General features: G+C 69.0%; 14 protein-coding genes. 11 read left to right on the top strand and 3 right to left on the bottom strand.

Annotated elements, in window-relative coordinates; genetic code table 11:
- The first annotated feature begins 59 nt into the window (after positions 1 to 59).
- The 4 genes from NUG20_RS02435 to NUG20_RS02420 all read left to right on the top strand — a co-directional run bounded on the left by NUG20_RS02435 (position 60) and on the right by NUG20_RS02420 (position 3,470).
- Positions 60 to 986 carry a phosphoribosylaminoimidazolesuccinocarboxamide synthase gene (locus tag NUG20_RS02435; RefSeq protein WP_263396880.1) on the top strand — a complete coding sequence of 309 codons (927 nt, stop codon included), beginning with the start codon at positions 60 to 62 and terminating at the stop codon, positions 984 to 986.
- Positions 987 to 1,243: 257 nt separating this feature from the next.
- Positions 1,244 to 1,711 carry a hypothetical protein gene (locus NUG20_RS02430; RefSeq protein WP_263398375.1) on the top strand — a complete coding sequence of 156 codons (468 nt, stop codon included), beginning with the start codon at positions 1,244 to 1,246 and terminating at the stop codon, positions 1,709 to 1,711.
- Positions 1,712 to 1,853: 142 nt separating this feature from the next.
- On the top strand, positions 1,854 to 2,534 hold the full coding sequence (locus tag NUG20_RS02425) for a hypothetical protein (RefSeq protein ID WP_263396879.1): 681 nt from the start codon (positions 1,854 to 1,856) through the stop codon (positions 2,532 to 2,534).
- A gap of 453 nt (positions 2,535 to 2,987) precedes the next feature.
- Positions 2,988 to 3,470 carry an Mpo1 family 2-hydroxy fatty acid dioxygenase gene (locus NUG20_RS02420; RefSeq protein WP_263396878.1) on the top strand — a complete coding sequence of 161 codons (483 nt, stop codon included), beginning with the start codon at positions 2,988 to 2,990 and terminating at the stop codon, positions 3,468 to 3,470.
- Positions 3,471 to 3,495: 25 nt separating this feature from the next.
- Here NUG20_RS02420 and NUG20_RS02415 read toward each other — a convergent pair whose 3' ends face one another.
- On the bottom strand, positions 3,496 to 4,413 hold the full coding sequence (locus NUG20_RS02415; RefSeq protein ID WP_263396877.1) for an SDR family oxidoreductase: 918 nt from the start codon (positions 4,411 to 4,413) through the stop codon (positions 3,496 to 3,498).
- Positions 4,414 to 4,596: 183 nt separating this feature from the next.
- Between NUG20_RS02415 and NUG20_RS02410 the strand changes: the two genes are divergently transcribed.
- The 6 genes from NUG20_RS02410 to NUG20_RS02385 are packed head-to-tail and all read left to right on the top strand — an operon-like array spanning position 4,597 to position 10,497.
- Complete coding sequence (locus NUG20_RS02410; RefSeq protein WP_263396876.1) at positions 4,597 to 7,428, top strand: monovalent cation/H+ antiporter subunit A; 2,832 nt, start codon at positions 4,597 to 4,599, stop codon at positions 7,426 to 7,428.
- Positions 7,428 to 7,787, top strand: coding sequence for a Na+/H+ antiporter subunit C (locus tag NUG20_RS02405; protein WP_263396875.1), 360 nt, complete (start codon positions 7,428 to 7,430; stop codon positions 7,785 to 7,787). The genes NUG20_RS02410 and NUG20_RS02405 overlap by 1 nt, the downstream gene beginning before the upstream one ends.
- Positions 7,784 to 9,346 (top strand): monovalent cation/H+ antiporter subunit D, encoded by a 1,563-nt coding sequence (locus NUG20_RS02400; protein ID WP_263396874.1) that lies wholly within the window; start codon positions 7,784 to 7,786, stop codon positions 9,344 to 9,346. The genes NUG20_RS02405 and NUG20_RS02400 overlap by 4 nt, the downstream gene beginning before the upstream one ends.
- A gap of 1 nt (position 9,347) precedes the next feature.
- Positions 9,348 to 9,848: a Na+/H+ antiporter subunit E gene (locus tag NUG20_RS02395; RefSeq protein WP_263396873.1), complete on the top strand. Its 501-nt coding sequence runs from the start codon at positions 9,348 to 9,350 to the stop codon at positions 9,846 to 9,848.
- Entirely contained in the window at positions 9,845 to 10,129 is a 285-nt protein-coding gene (locus NUG20_RS02390; protein ID WP_263396872.1) for a K+/H+ antiporter subunit F, read from the top strand. The genes NUG20_RS02395 and NUG20_RS02390 overlap by 4 nt, the downstream gene beginning before the upstream one ends.
- On the top strand, positions 10,126 to 10,497 hold the full coding sequence (locus NUG20_RS02385) for a Na+/H+ antiporter subunit G (RefSeq protein WP_263396871.1): 372 nt from the start codon (positions 10,126 to 10,128) through the stop codon (positions 10,495 to 10,497). Before NUG20_RS02390 ends, NUG20_RS02385 begins: the two co-directional genes overlap by 4 nt.
- A gap of 165 nt (positions 10,498 to 10,662) precedes the next feature.
- Here the strand turns inward: NUG20_RS02385 and NUG20_RS02380 are convergent, their stop codons facing one another.
- Together NUG20_RS02380 and NUG20_RS02375 are read right to left on the bottom strand one after the other, a co-directional pair.
- Positions 10,663 to 11,613, bottom strand: coding sequence for a calcium/sodium antiporter (locus tag NUG20_RS02380; RefSeq protein WP_263396870.1), 951 nt, complete (start codon positions 11,611 to 11,613; stop codon positions 10,663 to 10,665).
- Between the two features lie 680 nt (positions 11,614 to 12,293).
- Positions 12,294 to 12,953 (bottom strand): lectin, encoded by a 660-nt coding sequence (locus tag NUG20_RS02375; protein WP_263396869.1) that lies wholly within the window; start codon positions 12,951 to 12,953, stop codon positions 12,294 to 12,296.
- Positions 12,954 to 13,441: 488 nt separating this feature from the next.
- On the opposite strand from NUG20_RS02375, the gene NUG20_RS02370 reads away from it, so the two are divergent.
- Positions 13,442 to 13,936: a hypothetical protein gene (locus NUG20_RS02370; protein WP_263396868.1), complete on the top strand. Its 495-nt coding sequence runs from the start codon at positions 13,442 to 13,444 to the stop codon at positions 13,934 to 13,936.
- Positions 13,937 to 14,099 lie beyond the last annotated feature (163 nt).

Raw genomic sequence — 14,099 nt, 5'->3', positions numbered from 1 at the left:
GAGCCGCGGGCCCGCCGGGTCCCGGGACAGCCGCCATTGCGAAGTCCGTAGGAGCGCCTGTGTCCACCACGCTGTTGCAATCCGATCTGCCCGGCCTGCCGTTGCGTCACCGGGGCAAGGTCCGCGACGTATTCGATATTCCCCGCGAACGCCTGCCGGCCGACGCCCCGCCCGGGGACTACCTGCTGATGGTCGCCACCGACCGCCTGTCCGCCTTCGACGTGGTGCTGCCCGACCCCATTCCCGGCAAAGGCGAGATGCTGTGCCAGGTCTCCAACTTCTGGTTCAAGAAGACCGAGCACCTGATGCCCAACCACCTCACCGGCATCGACGTGGCCAGCGTGCTGCCGGCCGGCGTGGACGCGGCGCTGTACGCGCGGCGCGCGGTGGTGACCAAGAAGCTCAAGCCGGTGCCGGTGGAGGCGATCGCGCGCGGCTACCTGATCGGCAGCGGCTGGAAGGACTACCAACGCACCGGCAAGGTCAGCGGCATCGAACTGCCCGACGGCCTGCGCCAGGCCGAGAAACTGGCCGAACCGATCTTCACCCCCTCGACCAAGGCCGCGGTCGGCGACCACGACGAGAACATCGACTTCGACGCGATGGTCAAGACCGTCGGCGCCGAGCTGGCCGAGCGCGTGCGCGACGCCACGTTGCGCATCTACCGCTTCGCCGCCGATTTCGCCGCCGAACGCGGCATCCTGCTGGCCGACACCAAGTTCGAGTTCGGCACCGACGCCGACGGCCGCCTGTACATCATGGACGAGATGCTGACCCCGGATTCCTCGCGTTACTGGCCGGCCGACGAGTACCAAGTGGGCACCAGCCCGCCGAGCTACGACAAGCAGTTCGTGCGCGACTACCTGGAGACGCTGGACTGGGGCAAGACCGCGCCCGGCCCCAGCCTGCCGCAGGACGTGATCGACCGCACCCGCGCCAAGTACGCCGAGGCGCTGCAGCGGCTGGCGGGCATCTCGATCGACTGAGGCTCCAGCGGCGCGCCGCAAGGGCTGGGCCTGGGTTTGCTCAGGCCTCCCAGGTCCGTGCTCGCCAGCACCTCCCGTCTGGTTGGCCTATACCTGGCGCGGCGACGGACGCCTGAGCCACGAGCACGCGCCGGCAATCCAGCCGCACCGCCACGTCGGCGGATTCACTGGCTCTTTACCCTGCCTCCATAAGCTGCTCACCCCACTGGGGTCATGCCATCCAACCAGATCAGGAGGATCCGTTGGTCTTCGCACGCATGCTTTCGACCGCTCTTGCGCTTGGCGTGGTGCTTGCCGCGTGCAAACCGCAGCAGGGCGAGTCCACGGCCGTCACCTCGCTGCCCTCCGCGACGGCCGCTGCCCCTGCCCAGGCCACGCCCCGTTGTCCGGATGCCGATTTCGACGGTTTCCTCCATCGGTTCAGCGCCGACATCGCAGTGCAGGAAAAGGCCACGGCCAACCCGCTGACGATGATCCGGGTAGATCCGGATGCCCAGCCGGAGCCAACACCGGTGAGCCGCGAGGTCCCGCTGGCCGAGGTCGAGTGGCCGGTGATCCCGACTCTGGATGAAGCGCGTCGCGGCGGCCGCGAGGTCGTCGTCTCCGAGAACGCCGACGGCCGCCAGGTGCTGGTCCGCAAGGCCGACACCAGCGATCAGCAGGTCTACCACTTCGCCCAGCGCCCGTGTTGGACCTTGGTGAAGGTGGACGATCAATCCCTGTGAACCGAAGGACACGCAGCACCCTCGATGGATCTCCATGAGGATAAGGAAAGACCTACGGGCCAAAGCTCCACTGCACCAGTCACGCGCAGAGCACCGCAGTTCGCTGCGAATCTTCTCCCTTGCTTCCGAGTTTCTGCTTCTTATGAGCAACTTGTCTGGCTACTTTCGCCACGCTCTCTTTCTGGCGCTGTCTCTGCCGGTCATTGGATTGGTTGGATGCAATCGCCCTACCAGCATGAATGCTGCCGCTGCCACGCACCCGGACACATCGAAGGAGCAGGCGTCGGTCGCTCCACCAGCGGCATTGCCTGCCGACGCCTCGCAAGGCGACGATCTCGCCAATTTCGCGAAAGCCCTGCACGTCCAGTGCGAGGATGCTTCCAAGGGACGCGGCTGCACGGCAGGCAATATGGAAGCCGGCGATTTCTACGACATCGCGCTGTCCACGAACTGTAGTGCGGAGGGCTTCTTCGCAGGCGTTTCCGAACCCGATGCGCCCCTGCTGGATACCCTGCCGGTGACCGGCAGCAAAGCCCAGATCAATGCACGCCTCTCCGATGGACAGTTCGTGTGCGTGCAGGCGACGGCGCATGCCGGCCAGCAATCGGCCTACTACTACGTGGTGGGCCTCCCTGTCGCCAGCATCCCCGCGTGCCGAGGCAAGCCGATCTGCAACCAGTATGGTGACCGCCCGATCACCTTCGTCGCGCAGCACAAAAGCGGCAAGGCATGCGCACTGATAGACGGCGCACGCCCTGAAGGCGACTGCGCCCAGGGCTGGGTAGAGCCTCAGCAGCTGGACGTTTTCTCCAATGGAATTTGACTGTAACGGCTCTGGAATTCACAACCGAATAGACCAGGACTTCCATCATGGTCGCTTCGGGGGCCGGTAAGTAGGCGATACCCAGACGATAAGAGCCCCACAGCGACACAGGCGACGCCAGCGGTCCCACAGCAAGCCGCATCACATGATCATCCAGGAAGCGCGGCAATCTATGGGGGATGGCCTTCTGGACCACCCGATGGCGTCGCCCCGGAGCAAGGGACAACGCAAAATCCGCAACAGCCCTTGCGCAAGCGCAGTCGATGCTGGGCTTCGATGTGCTTGCCTTGTAGAAGGGCTTCAGCCCGACGCTTTTCCAGTCGCGGATATCCAGCGCTTCGTTCGTCGCGACTGAAGTCGCTCCCACCGGATTTCGGGCGGCTCCGACCCGCACCGCCGTCTCCGCATCGCCACGCCGATGGCGCTATGCTGGCCCGGTTCCTGGGAGGGAAGATGGATACCACCGCCTACGCGCGCCCGATCGACCGCTACTTCGCCAGCTATTCCGACGATCACCGCAATGTCGCCAACCAGCGCATCCATGTGCTGGCGGTGCCGGCGATCCTGTGGTCGGTGGTGGCGCTGCTGTGGTGCATCCCGGTCGGCGGCAGCTGGTTCCAGAGCGGGCTGTGGGCGGCGCTGGGCATGTTCGCGGCGTGGATGTTCTACAACCGGCTGTCGCGGCCGCTGGGCTACGGCATGCTGGCGGCGTTCTTCTTCTGCGGCTGCCTGTGCCGGCTGCTGGAGGCGCACCTCGGCCTGCACGGCCTGCTGTGGCTGGCGCTGGGCGTGTTCGTGGTGGCCTGGATCGCGCAGTTCGTCGGGCATAAGCTGGAAGGCCACAAGCCCAGCTTCCTCACCGACCTGGTGTATCTGCTGATCGGACCGGCCTGGGTGCTGGCCAAGGTCTATCGGCGCATGGGCTGGCGCTACTGAGCCAGGCGCCGCGTCTGCGTCTGCCTCAGCGCGGCAAACCTAGCATCGCCGCATCGGGCGCGAACGCGCGCGGCGCATAGCCGAAATCGCGCTGCGCCGGCGCCAGGTCGAACACCAGGTCCTCGCCCATGCGCTGCAGCGCGGCGCGGTTCATGCCGCGCAGGCGGCCGCCGGCATGGGCGATGCGCAGGGCCAGCGCGAACACCGCATGCGGCAGCGACAGCAGCCGCGCAGGCGGCTGCAATGCGGCCAGCACCCGCCGCACCATTTCGCGATAACTGAGCACCTCGCCGCCACCCAGCGCATAGCTGCGGCCATGCGTGGCCGGATGCGCCAGCACCGCCAGCGCCGCCTCGGCCAGGTCCTGCACGTGCACCGGCTGACGCAGGCCTTGCGCGCTGCGCGGCAGCACGAACCAGCCGCTGCGCTGCGCCAGGGCCGCGATCGCGCTCAGCGTGCGGTCGCGGCCGGCGCCGTAGACCAGGGTCGGGCGCAGCACGGTGGCGGCGGCGGCGCGCTCGGCGGCGACGGCGAACAGCGTGGCCTCGGCCTCGCGCAGGCGCCGCGCGACGTCGCGCTCGGCGGCGTCCAGCGAATCGCGCTTGACCTCCAGACTGGTGGAACCAAACGCAACCACGCGCGGCGCGGACAGCGGCGTGCGCCGGTACCAATCGGCGAACGCATCCAACGGCCCGCAACTGAAGATCGCATCGGCCTGCAGCGGCGGCGCCTGCAGCGCTCCCAGTTCGCCCAGATGCCAATGCAGGCCATCGCGCGGCGGCTGCGGCTTGCGCGAGAACGCATGCACCTGCCAGCCGGCGGCCAGCAAGCCCTGCACCACGCGCTCGCCGATCTGGCCGCTGCCGCCGAACAGCAGCGCCACGCGCCCGCCCGGATCGTGTGCAAGCGTGGAGGAAGCGGCAATGGCAGGCGCGTCGGTCATCGCACAAGCATAGCGAGCGCGCGCCGCCACGCCCAATGCCTGCGGCGCGGCGCTCGCAAACGCATCACCCTGCCTGCGCTATCGTGGCGCAATGACCTCGCATGCGCAGACCACCATCGCAGGCCAGCGCCGGGATGCGCCTGTTACACTCGGGCTCCTGCTCGCGAATCTCGCATTCCCTGCATGATCCCCGTCCTGGACATCCTGCTGGCCTTGCCGTTCCTGATGGCGGCGGCCATCGTCGCCCTGCGCCATCGTTCGCGCGCCACCCTGGCCTGGGTCGCCGCGGCCGCGCCGTTGGCCGGGCTGGTGCTGCTGGGCGCGCTGACGCCGACCGTGCTGGACGGCGGCATCGTGCGCGCCGACCATGCCTGGCTGCCGCAGATCGGATTGACGTTCTCGCTGCGCCTGGACGGGCTGGCGTGGATGTTCGCCGGCCTGGTGCTGGCGATCGGCGCGCTGGTGGTGATGTACGCGCACTACTACCTCGGCGCGCGCGAGAACGTGGCGCGCTTCTACGGCTATCTGCTGCTGTTCATGGGCGCGATGCTGGGCATGGTGATCGCCGGCAACCTGTTGCTGCTGATGGTGTTCTGGGAGCTGACCAGCATCAGTTCGTTCCTGCTGATCGGGTTCTGGTCGCATCGCAAGGATGCGCGCGACGGCGCGCGCATGGCCCTGGTGATCACCGGCGGCGGTGGCCTGGCACTGCTCGGCGGCATCCTGCTGCTCGGGCGCATCGTCGGCAGCTACCAGCTCGATGCGGTGCTCGCCGCCGGCGATGCGATCCGCGCCAGTGCGCTGTATCCGTGGGCGCTGGGGCTGATCCTGCTCGGCATCTTCACCAAGAGCGCGCAGTTCCCGTTCCATTTCTGGCTGCCGCATGCGATGGCCGCGCCCACGCCGGTGTCGGCCTATCTGCATTCGGCGACCATGGTCAAGGCCGGCGTGTTCCTGCTGGCGCGGCTGCATCCGGCGCTGGCCGGCAGCGACCTGTTCTTCTACACGGTCAGCGGCATCGGCGCGATCACGCTGCTGGCCGGCGCCTGGCTGGCGATCTTCCAGCACGACCTGAAAGGCCTGCTCGCGTATTCGACGATCTCGCACCTGGGCCTGATCACCATGCTGTTCGGACTGTCCACGCCGATGGCGGTGGTGGCCGGCGTGTTCCACATCCTCAACCACGCGGTGTTCAAGGCCTCGCTGTTCATGGCCGCCGGCATCATCGACCACGAGACGCATACCCGCGACATGCGCCGGCTCGGCAACCTGCGCCGCTGGATGCCGTTCACCAGCGCGCTGGCGATCATCGCCTCGCTGTCGATGGCCGGCATCCCGCTGCTCAACGGCTTCCTGTCGAAGGAAATGTTCTTCGCGCAGGCACTGGAGGCCGGCGGTCCGGCGGCGATGCGCGTGTTCACCGCCACCGCGGCGCTGCTGGCCGGCGTGTTCGGCGTCGCCTACAGCCTGCGCTTCGTCTACGAGACCTTCTTCGGCAGCGGGCCGCGGCAGCTGGACGCGATGCCGCACGAGCCGCCGCGCTGGATGAGAATCCCGGTGGACATCCTGGTGCTGCTGTGCGTGGCGGTCGGCGTGGTACCGGCGCTGACCGTGGCGCCGGTGCTGCGCACTGCCGCGCACTCCATCCTCGGCGAGACGCTGCCCGCCTACAGCCTGGCGGTGTGGCACGGCTGGAACGCGCCGCTGGCGATGAGTTTCGCCGGCGTGGTCGGCGGCGTGGCGCTGTACTTCGGCCTGCGCAAGCTGACCGCGCTGTACACCGAGGCGCGCCGCTCGCTGGGCAAGCGGGTCTTCCACTGGCATGTGGAAGCGCTGTTCGGCGTCGCTGCGCGCTTCACCCGGCTGCTGACCAACGGCAGCCTGCAGCGCAGCCTGCGCTGGCTGCTGCTGAGCGCGGTGGTGGTCGCGGCGGCGCCGTTCGTCGCCGCGCCGCCGCTGTGGAACCAGTGGCCGGCCCCGCAGCCGATGCCGTTGCTGGGCTGGGGGCTGTGGCTGCTGATCGTCAGCTGCGCGCTGGCCACGCTGTTCCTGTACCGGCAGCGGCTGCTGGCGGTGCTGGTGATCGGCGGCAGCGGCCTGGGCGTGAGCCTGGTGTTCGTGTTCCTGTCGGCGCCGGACCTGGCGCTGACCCAGTTGCTGGTGGAGATGGTGACGCTGGTGCTGATGCTGCTGGCGATGAACTACCTGCCCAAGGCCTCTCCGGTCGAGCCGCAGCGCTGGCGCAAGCTGCGCGATGCGACGCTGGCGATCGCCGCCGGCACCGGCATGGCCTTGCTGGCGTATTCGGTGATGACCCGGCCGGCATCGACGATGGCCGGCGAGCTGCTGCAGCGCGCGCTGCCGGAAGCCTATGGGCGCAACGTGGTCAACGTGATCCTGGTCGACTTCCGCGGCTTCGACACCTTCGGCGAGATCACCGTGTTCGGCATCGCCGCGCTGGTGGTGCATGCGCTGCTGCGGCGCGCGCGGATGGCGCCGGAGAAGGTGATGCCCGGCCCGCCGATCAAGCTGCCGGTGCCGGCCGACCTGGCGCAGCTGATGTTCCCGCTGACCCTCACCGTGTCGATCTTCCTGTTCCTGCGCGGCCACAACGCGCCCGGCGGCGGCTTCGTCGCCGGACTGGTGCTGGCGGTGCCGCTGCTGATCCAGTACGTGATCCAGGGCGCCGCCTCGGTGGAGTCGCGCTTCGGCTTCGACTACATCCGCTGCATCGGCCTGGGCCTGCTGCTGGCCGCACTCAGCGGCATGGCCTCGATGCTGTTCGGCGTGCCGTTCCTGACCAGCGGCCACTACGACCTGCAGTTGCCGTTGATCGGCGACATCCCGCTGGCCAGCGCGCTGGGCTTCGATACCGGCGTGTACCTGGTGGTATTCGGCGGCACCATGCTGACCCTGTCGATGATGGGCACGGTCAAGCCTTCGCGCACCCGCGCGTCGCAGCGCGGCCAGATCGATCCGGCGCAGCGCTCGGCACGCACCGGGGAGATGCGCTGATGGAACTGGCACTGGCGAGCGCCATCGGCGTGCTGACCGCGGTCGGCGTATACCTGCTGCTGCGTGCGCGCAGCTTCGACGTGATCCTGGGCATGACCGTGCTGTCCTACGCCACCAACCTGCTGATCTTCGCCGGCGGGCGGCTGGTGCAGGGCAAGGCGCCGGTGCTGCGCGACGGCATCGCGCCGACCCTGGCCGAGCACGCCGATCCGCTGCCGCAGGCGCTGGTGCTGACCGCGATCGTGATCGCCTTCGCGATGACCGCGGTCAGCATCGTGCTGGCGATGCGCAGCCGCGGCGACAACCGCAGCGACCATGTCGATGCGCGCGTCGATCACGATGGCGGCAGCGCGCTATGAACCACCTGGTGATCCTGCCGATCCTGATCCCGCTGCTCGGCGCCGCGCTGTCGCTGTTCGTCGAGCACCGCCGCTACGGACGCCACGTGCGCCGCGCGGTGGCGTGGACGTCGATGGCGGCGCTGGCGGCGGCGGTGATCGCGCTGTTCGTGCGCGCCGGCGACGGCCAGGTGCAGGTGTACCTGCTCGGCGACTGGCCTTCGCGGCTGGGCATCGCGCTGATGGCCGACCGCCTGTCGGCGTGGATGCTATTGACCACCACCCTGCTCGCCGCGGCCTGCCTGCTGCACGCCTGCGCCGGCTGGGACCGGCGCGCGCCGCACTTCCACGCGCTGTTCCAGTTCCAGCTGGTCGGCCTCAACGGCGCGTTCCTGACCGGCGACGTGTTCAACCTGTTCGTGTTCTTCGAGGTGATGCTGATCGCCTCCTACGGCCTGCTGCTCAGCGGCGGGCGCGGCCTGCGCCTGCGCGTGGGCTTCCACTACGTGGTGTTCAACGTCACCTCCTCCACCCTGTTCCTGATCGCGCTGGGCCTGCTGTACGCGTTGCTCGGCTCGCTGAACATGGCCGAGCTGTCGCAGCGCATCGCGCAGGCGCCGCCGGAGAACCTGCGCCTGATCAAGGCCAGCTTCGGCCTGTTGCTGCTGGTGTTCTGCGCCAAGGCCGCGCTGCTGCCGCTGTACCTGTGGCTGCCGGAAACCTATGCGCGGGCGCCGGCGCCAGTGGCGGCGCTGTTCGTGATCATGACCAAGGTCGGGCTGTACGCGGTACTGCGGGTCAGCACGCTGATCCTGGGCAACCAGGCGCAGGCGCTGGCCGGCTACGGCCGCGACTGGCTGCTGTGGCTGGGCGTCGGCACGCTGCTGCTGGCCGCGCTCGGGGTGCTGGCCGCGGTGCGCCTGCGGGTGCTGGTCGGCTATCTGGTGATCGTGTCGGCGGCGACGCTGTTCATCGCCTTCGCGCTGGACGCGCCGGGCACGCTCGGCGCCGGCCTGTACTACCTGACGCACAGCAGCTTCGTCGCCGCGGCGCTGTTCCTGATCGCCGACCTGATCCGGCGCCGCCGCGGCGACGCCAGCGACCGCAAGGAAGTGATCGCGCCGCTGCCGGGCAAGACCGTGCCCGGCGTGCTGTTCCTGATCGCAGCGGTGTCGATCGCCGGCCTGCCGCCGCTGTCCGGGTTCCTGGCCAAGGTCGCGATCCTCGGCGCCACGCCGGCGGCCAACGTCGGCCCGGTGTGGGCCGCGGTGCTGCTCAGCAGCCTGATGGTGATCATGGGCCTGACCCGCGCCGGCGTGCGCCTGTTCTGGCGCGTGCCGGGCGACCAGCGCCTCGACGACGACAGCCTCGAACAGCGGCCGCAGCCGCAACCGCGCAAGGCGCGCGCGCGGCCGCTGGAAACCGCGGCGACGCTGCTGCTGCTCGGCTACGGCGTGGCGATGACCATCGCCGCCGGGCCGATGCTGCGCTATACCGAGGCCGCCGCGGCGCAGCTGCTGCGCCCGGCCGATTACGCCACCCAGCTGCGCGCCGTCGCGCCGGCACTGCGGGAGCCCTGACATGCGCCGTTCCTGGTTGCGCCGCCTGTTCCCTTCGTGGCCGCTGAGCGTCACCGTCACCGTGTTCTGGCTGCTGATGAGCGACAGCTTCAGCCTGGCCCAGGTGCTGCTGGGCGCGCTGCTGGGCGTGGCGGTGCCGCTGTTCGCCGCGCGCCTGGACCGCGAGTTCGCGCGCATCGGCTCGCTGCGCCCGGTGCCGAAGATGCTGTGCGTGGTCGCCTGGGACATCGTGCGCTCCAACGTGGTGGTGGCGCTGCAGGTGCTGGGCCCGGAATCGCGGATCCATCCCGGTTTCATCTGGGTGCCGCTGGACATCGCCAACATCCACGGCATCGCCGCGCTGACCAGCATGATCACGCTGACCCCGGGCACGGTGTCGGCGGCGCTGTCGGACGACCGCAAGTATCTGCTGGTGCACGTGCTGCACCTGGACGACGCCGAGACCGTGATCCGGCAGATCAAGACGCGCTACGAAGCGCCCCTGATGGAGATCTTCCCATGACCGGCCACATGTTCATCGAGGGCACCATCGCCGTATGCATGCACGTGGTGGGGCTGGCGATGCTGCTGGCGCTGTGGCGGCTGCTGCGCGGGCCGACGGTGCCCGACCGCATCCTGGCGCTGGACACGCTGTCGGTGACCGCGATCGCCGAACTGATGCTGTTCGGCATGTACCTGGATTCGCCGATCTATTTCGAGGCCGCGCTGGTGATCGCCATGCTCGGCTTCGGCAGCACCGTGGTGCTGAGCAAGTTCGTGCTGCGCCGGGACATCGTCGAATGATCGGGCTGCTGCAGGTCGGGCTGTCGCTGCTGCTGATCGTCGGCTGCTTCTTCATCCTGCTCGGCGCGCTGGGGCTGGTGAAGCTGTCGGACTTCTTCAAGCGCCTGCACGCGCCGACCAAGGCCAGCACCCTGGGCGTGGGCTGCGTGCTGCTGGCCTCGGTCGGCTACCACCTGTTCCTGGGCCAGGATCCGCAACCGCGCGAACTGCTGATCACCGCGTTCCTGTTCATCACCGCCCCGATCAGCGCGCACATGATGGCCAAGGCCGCACTGTCGCTGATGATGGAACAGCGGCCGCAGGTGCCGGGCAGCGACCACGCCGACAAGGAAGGGCTGCCGCCGCCGGCGCAGCAGGACGAGCGCTAGAAGATTCCGACCTGGCTGTGCCGCGGTTGGCGCGATCCTGTAGGAGCGGCTTCAGCCGCGACCGGGCATTGCCGGTAACGCCCGGTCGCGGCTGAAGCCGCTCCTACAAGTGGCATCGCCTGGCAGGCTCCCCGCTTTTCCGAGTCCCGAGTCCCGAGTCCCGCCTCAGCTCACCAACGCCACTTCCAGCCCCACCCAAGCCAGGAACGCGACCAGCAGCACCGCGCCTTCGCCGCGGCTGATGCGCATATCGCCGCGCAGCATCGGGTACAGCACCACGCTGAGCGCGACCGCCGCCGGCAGTTCCAGGCGCACGAACGAGGCCGGCAACGGCAGCGGACGCAGCGCCGCCATGCCGCCGATCACCACCAGCAGGTTGAACAGGCTGGAGCCGAGCACGTGCCCGACCACCATGTCGCCCTGCCCGCGCCGCGCCGCGGCGATCGCGGCGGCGGCTTCCGGCAGCGCGGTGCCGATCGCGACCGGCAGCAGGCCGACCAACAACGGCGACAGGCCCCAGGCGGCGCCGAGCCGCGGCGCCGCATCGACCACGAGCTTGGCGCCGAAATACAGCAGCACGATCGCGATCAGCAGGCGCAGCAGATTCAGGCCGAGCGCGGTACGGGTCACCGCATAGCCGGACAGGCCGAGCTGGCGCGCGGCGTCCTCGCTGCGCGCGCGGCGCAACAGGAACACCAGCACGCCGACGAAACCCAGCAACAGCAGCGCGCCTTCCCAGCGCGCGATCGCTCCATCCAGGCCGAAGCCGATCAGCGCCAGCGTCGCCACCGCCAGCACCGCCAGTAGCGGCGACAGCAGCCGCGTGCGCACCAGCAGCGGCGCCGCCAGCGCGGCCAGCGCCAGGGTCAGGCCCAGGTTGGCCAGGTTGCTGCCGACCGCATTGCCAAGCGCCAGGTCCTGCGCGCCGACCGCGTAGGCGCGCGCATTGACCGCCAGTTCCGGCAACGAGGTGCCGAACGCCACCAGCAGCAGGCCGGCCACAAACGGCGAGGCGCCGCAGCGCTGCGCCAGGCCCGACGCCGCCTTGACGATCGAGTCGCCACCCAAGGCCAGCAACAGCAGTCCCACCAGCACCAAGCCGATCGCGCTCGCCATCGCCCATCCTCTCGCCGTTACGATGCGCGATTCTATGCGCAGCGCGGATGATGCGGTCGTCATCGTGGTAATGGGGGGCGATCGGTGGTCAGGCGGTCTTCCCGGCCGAACGGGTGCCTTGGCGCAAGTTGCGGCAGCCAATCGAACCAACCGGAACCATGTTTGTGAAGGCGCCGGCCGGTTGGAAGGGCGCAATTGCAGAGGGTTAGAGATGGCCTGGGGCCTTCAGTTCAGACGGCCATCCTGGAGCTTCAGGTCCACCGCTTCGCTCGTCGCGACTGAAGTCGCTCCCACAGGGGCTTGCGGCGACTGTAAAGGGGGCCTCAGTCCAGTCAGCTGCCGAATCCTGTTGCCTCGTCGCAGTACCTGTCGCGGTTGAAACCGCTCCTGCAAAGTCGCGGTGCGCTGGTTGGGTGCACTGTGGGAGGGGTTTCAGCCTCGACTGCTACCGAAGCCTGTCGTCTCGTCGCGGTATCTGTCGCGGTTGAAACCGCTCCTACAAAGTCGCGCTGATCTGATCGACCAGCTTGTCCTCGTGCACTAGGCACCGGTCAAGCCGCTGCACTGGCTGGGTGCGCTGTGGGAGTGGCTCCGGTAGCTGGACCATCGGCCCCCAACGCGCTTTCGTGAAATCCATCGCGATATCCCTTCGCGACGGCGCCGCTCCTGCAGCGACTCGGCTAGCCGCAGCCTTCGACGTAGTCCACCTGCGGTGGCAGGCCGACGCGCCAGGCGCTGGCCTTGCCCGCGGCGTCGATCTCGAACACCAGTACGCCGGACTCTGCGGCGGCGCTGGAGATGCGCAGGATCTTGCCGCCTTCGATGTACTTGTGCGGCTGCTCCTCAAGGCGCCCGGCATACAGCGCGCGCAGCTGCGCCAAGTCCATGCCGACCTTGCCGCCGCCCGGCGCGGTCTCCTTGGGAGTGCGCACGTCATAGCGCACCAGCTTGTCGGCTTCGAACATCAGGCCGAAGTCGTTGCCGCCCTTGGCCCAGCGCGGCCTGAGGACATAGCAGCCGCCAGGCTCACCGGGCTGGCCGTCGAGCTCGCCGCCCCATGCCGTGCGCGCTTGCGCCGCGCTCATGCCCAGGCGCAGGTCGCCGTAGCCATCGGCGCGGGCCAGCTGGCGCTCGGCCGGCGCCATCTCCGGCGGTATCGCCGCCGCCGGGGCCTGCGCCGGCGGCACGTCGGTATCGGGTTGGTCCAGTGGCGGCGGCGGCAAGGCGTCGTCGTTCGCCGCGGCGGGCGCTGACGCCGACGGCGGCGATGCTGGCGGCGATGTGTCGCAAGCGCTCAGCGCGAGCAGCAGCAATGCGGCGGCGGGCAGGGTCGGCTTCATCGCAGTTCCTCGCAAGAGCAGCGCATAGGCTAGCGCGCGCGGCGGATGCATGCACTGGCTGGCGTTGCGGAATCACGACACAGGTCCGCCATCGTCCTCGCTATCGCCACCCGGCTCAGCAGCTTTGGCTTTGGCTTTGGCTTTGACTTAGCCGTAGCCGTGCCCGTGGCTGCGCTGTAACTGCGCCTTGGCATTGGTCTTGGCTGTCGTTGTCGTTGTCGTTGTCGCTGTGGTTGTGGTTGTGGTTGTGGTTGTGGTTGTGGCGTTGATGTTGATGGTGCCGGCGGACGCTGCTGCACATGCGGCGCATCGCATTCGTCCGGCATCCCAGGAGGCAAGGCATCGACACCCGTGCGTAGACGAAGTTTCCCGCCTCACACTGGCCTCGCCTCGTACCCGCACGCGACTCGCCGCCGCGCAGCGCGCATCGCCTGTCATCAGCGTTTCACCGCCAAAGGCGAAGCTGCGCCTCTTCCGGTACCACTGCCATGCATCCGCGCAAGACCGCCCTCGCCCTCGCGGCACTGCAATCCCACGCCGCGCCACTGGACATGCGCCAGCGGCGCGTGCTGATCCTGGCCGATGGCCAGCGCAGCGTCGAGGAATTGGCCGCGCTGGGCGGCAGCAACGCCGCGGCGATCGTGCAGGCGCTCTTGCAGCAGGGCTATCTGGATGATGGCCGCGCCGCCGCACCGGTCGCGGCTCCGGCAGCCCCGGCCGCGGCGCCAGCGGATCCGCGCCGCGCGCTGCTCAACGCGCGCATGTATCTGCTCGACCTGTTGCAACTGCAGCGCCATCCGGCCTCGCGCCCGCTGCAGCAGCAGTTGCGCGATGCGCGCGAGGACGCGGCCACGCTGCAGGCGATCGCGAACGCCCTGCGCGCGATGCCGGAAATGACCTCCGAGCGCTACGCGCAGCGCATCCGCGAGCGCGTGCTGGAAGTGCTGCCCGCGCCGCTGCACGCGTCGCTGGAAGCCGCCTGAGCGCACCGCCCTACTGCTGACCCTCGGTCGGCGCGGACCGGTGCGCGACGTAGTCGGGGCGCGCGGAAAATGACCTCCGGCGCTACGCGCAGCGCACGCTACAAGTGCTGCCAACCCGCCGCGCGCGTCGCTGGAACTGGAAACCGCCTAAGCGCACTGCTGC

Origin of the sequence: Xanthomonas sp. CFBP 8443, from assembly GCF_025666195.1 — a bacterium.
Taxonomy (GTDB): Bacteria; Pseudomonadota; Gammaproteobacteria; order Xanthomonadales; family Xanthomonadaceae; genus Xanthomonas_A.
This window is presented reverse-complemented; position numbering and strand designations above follow the sequence as displayed.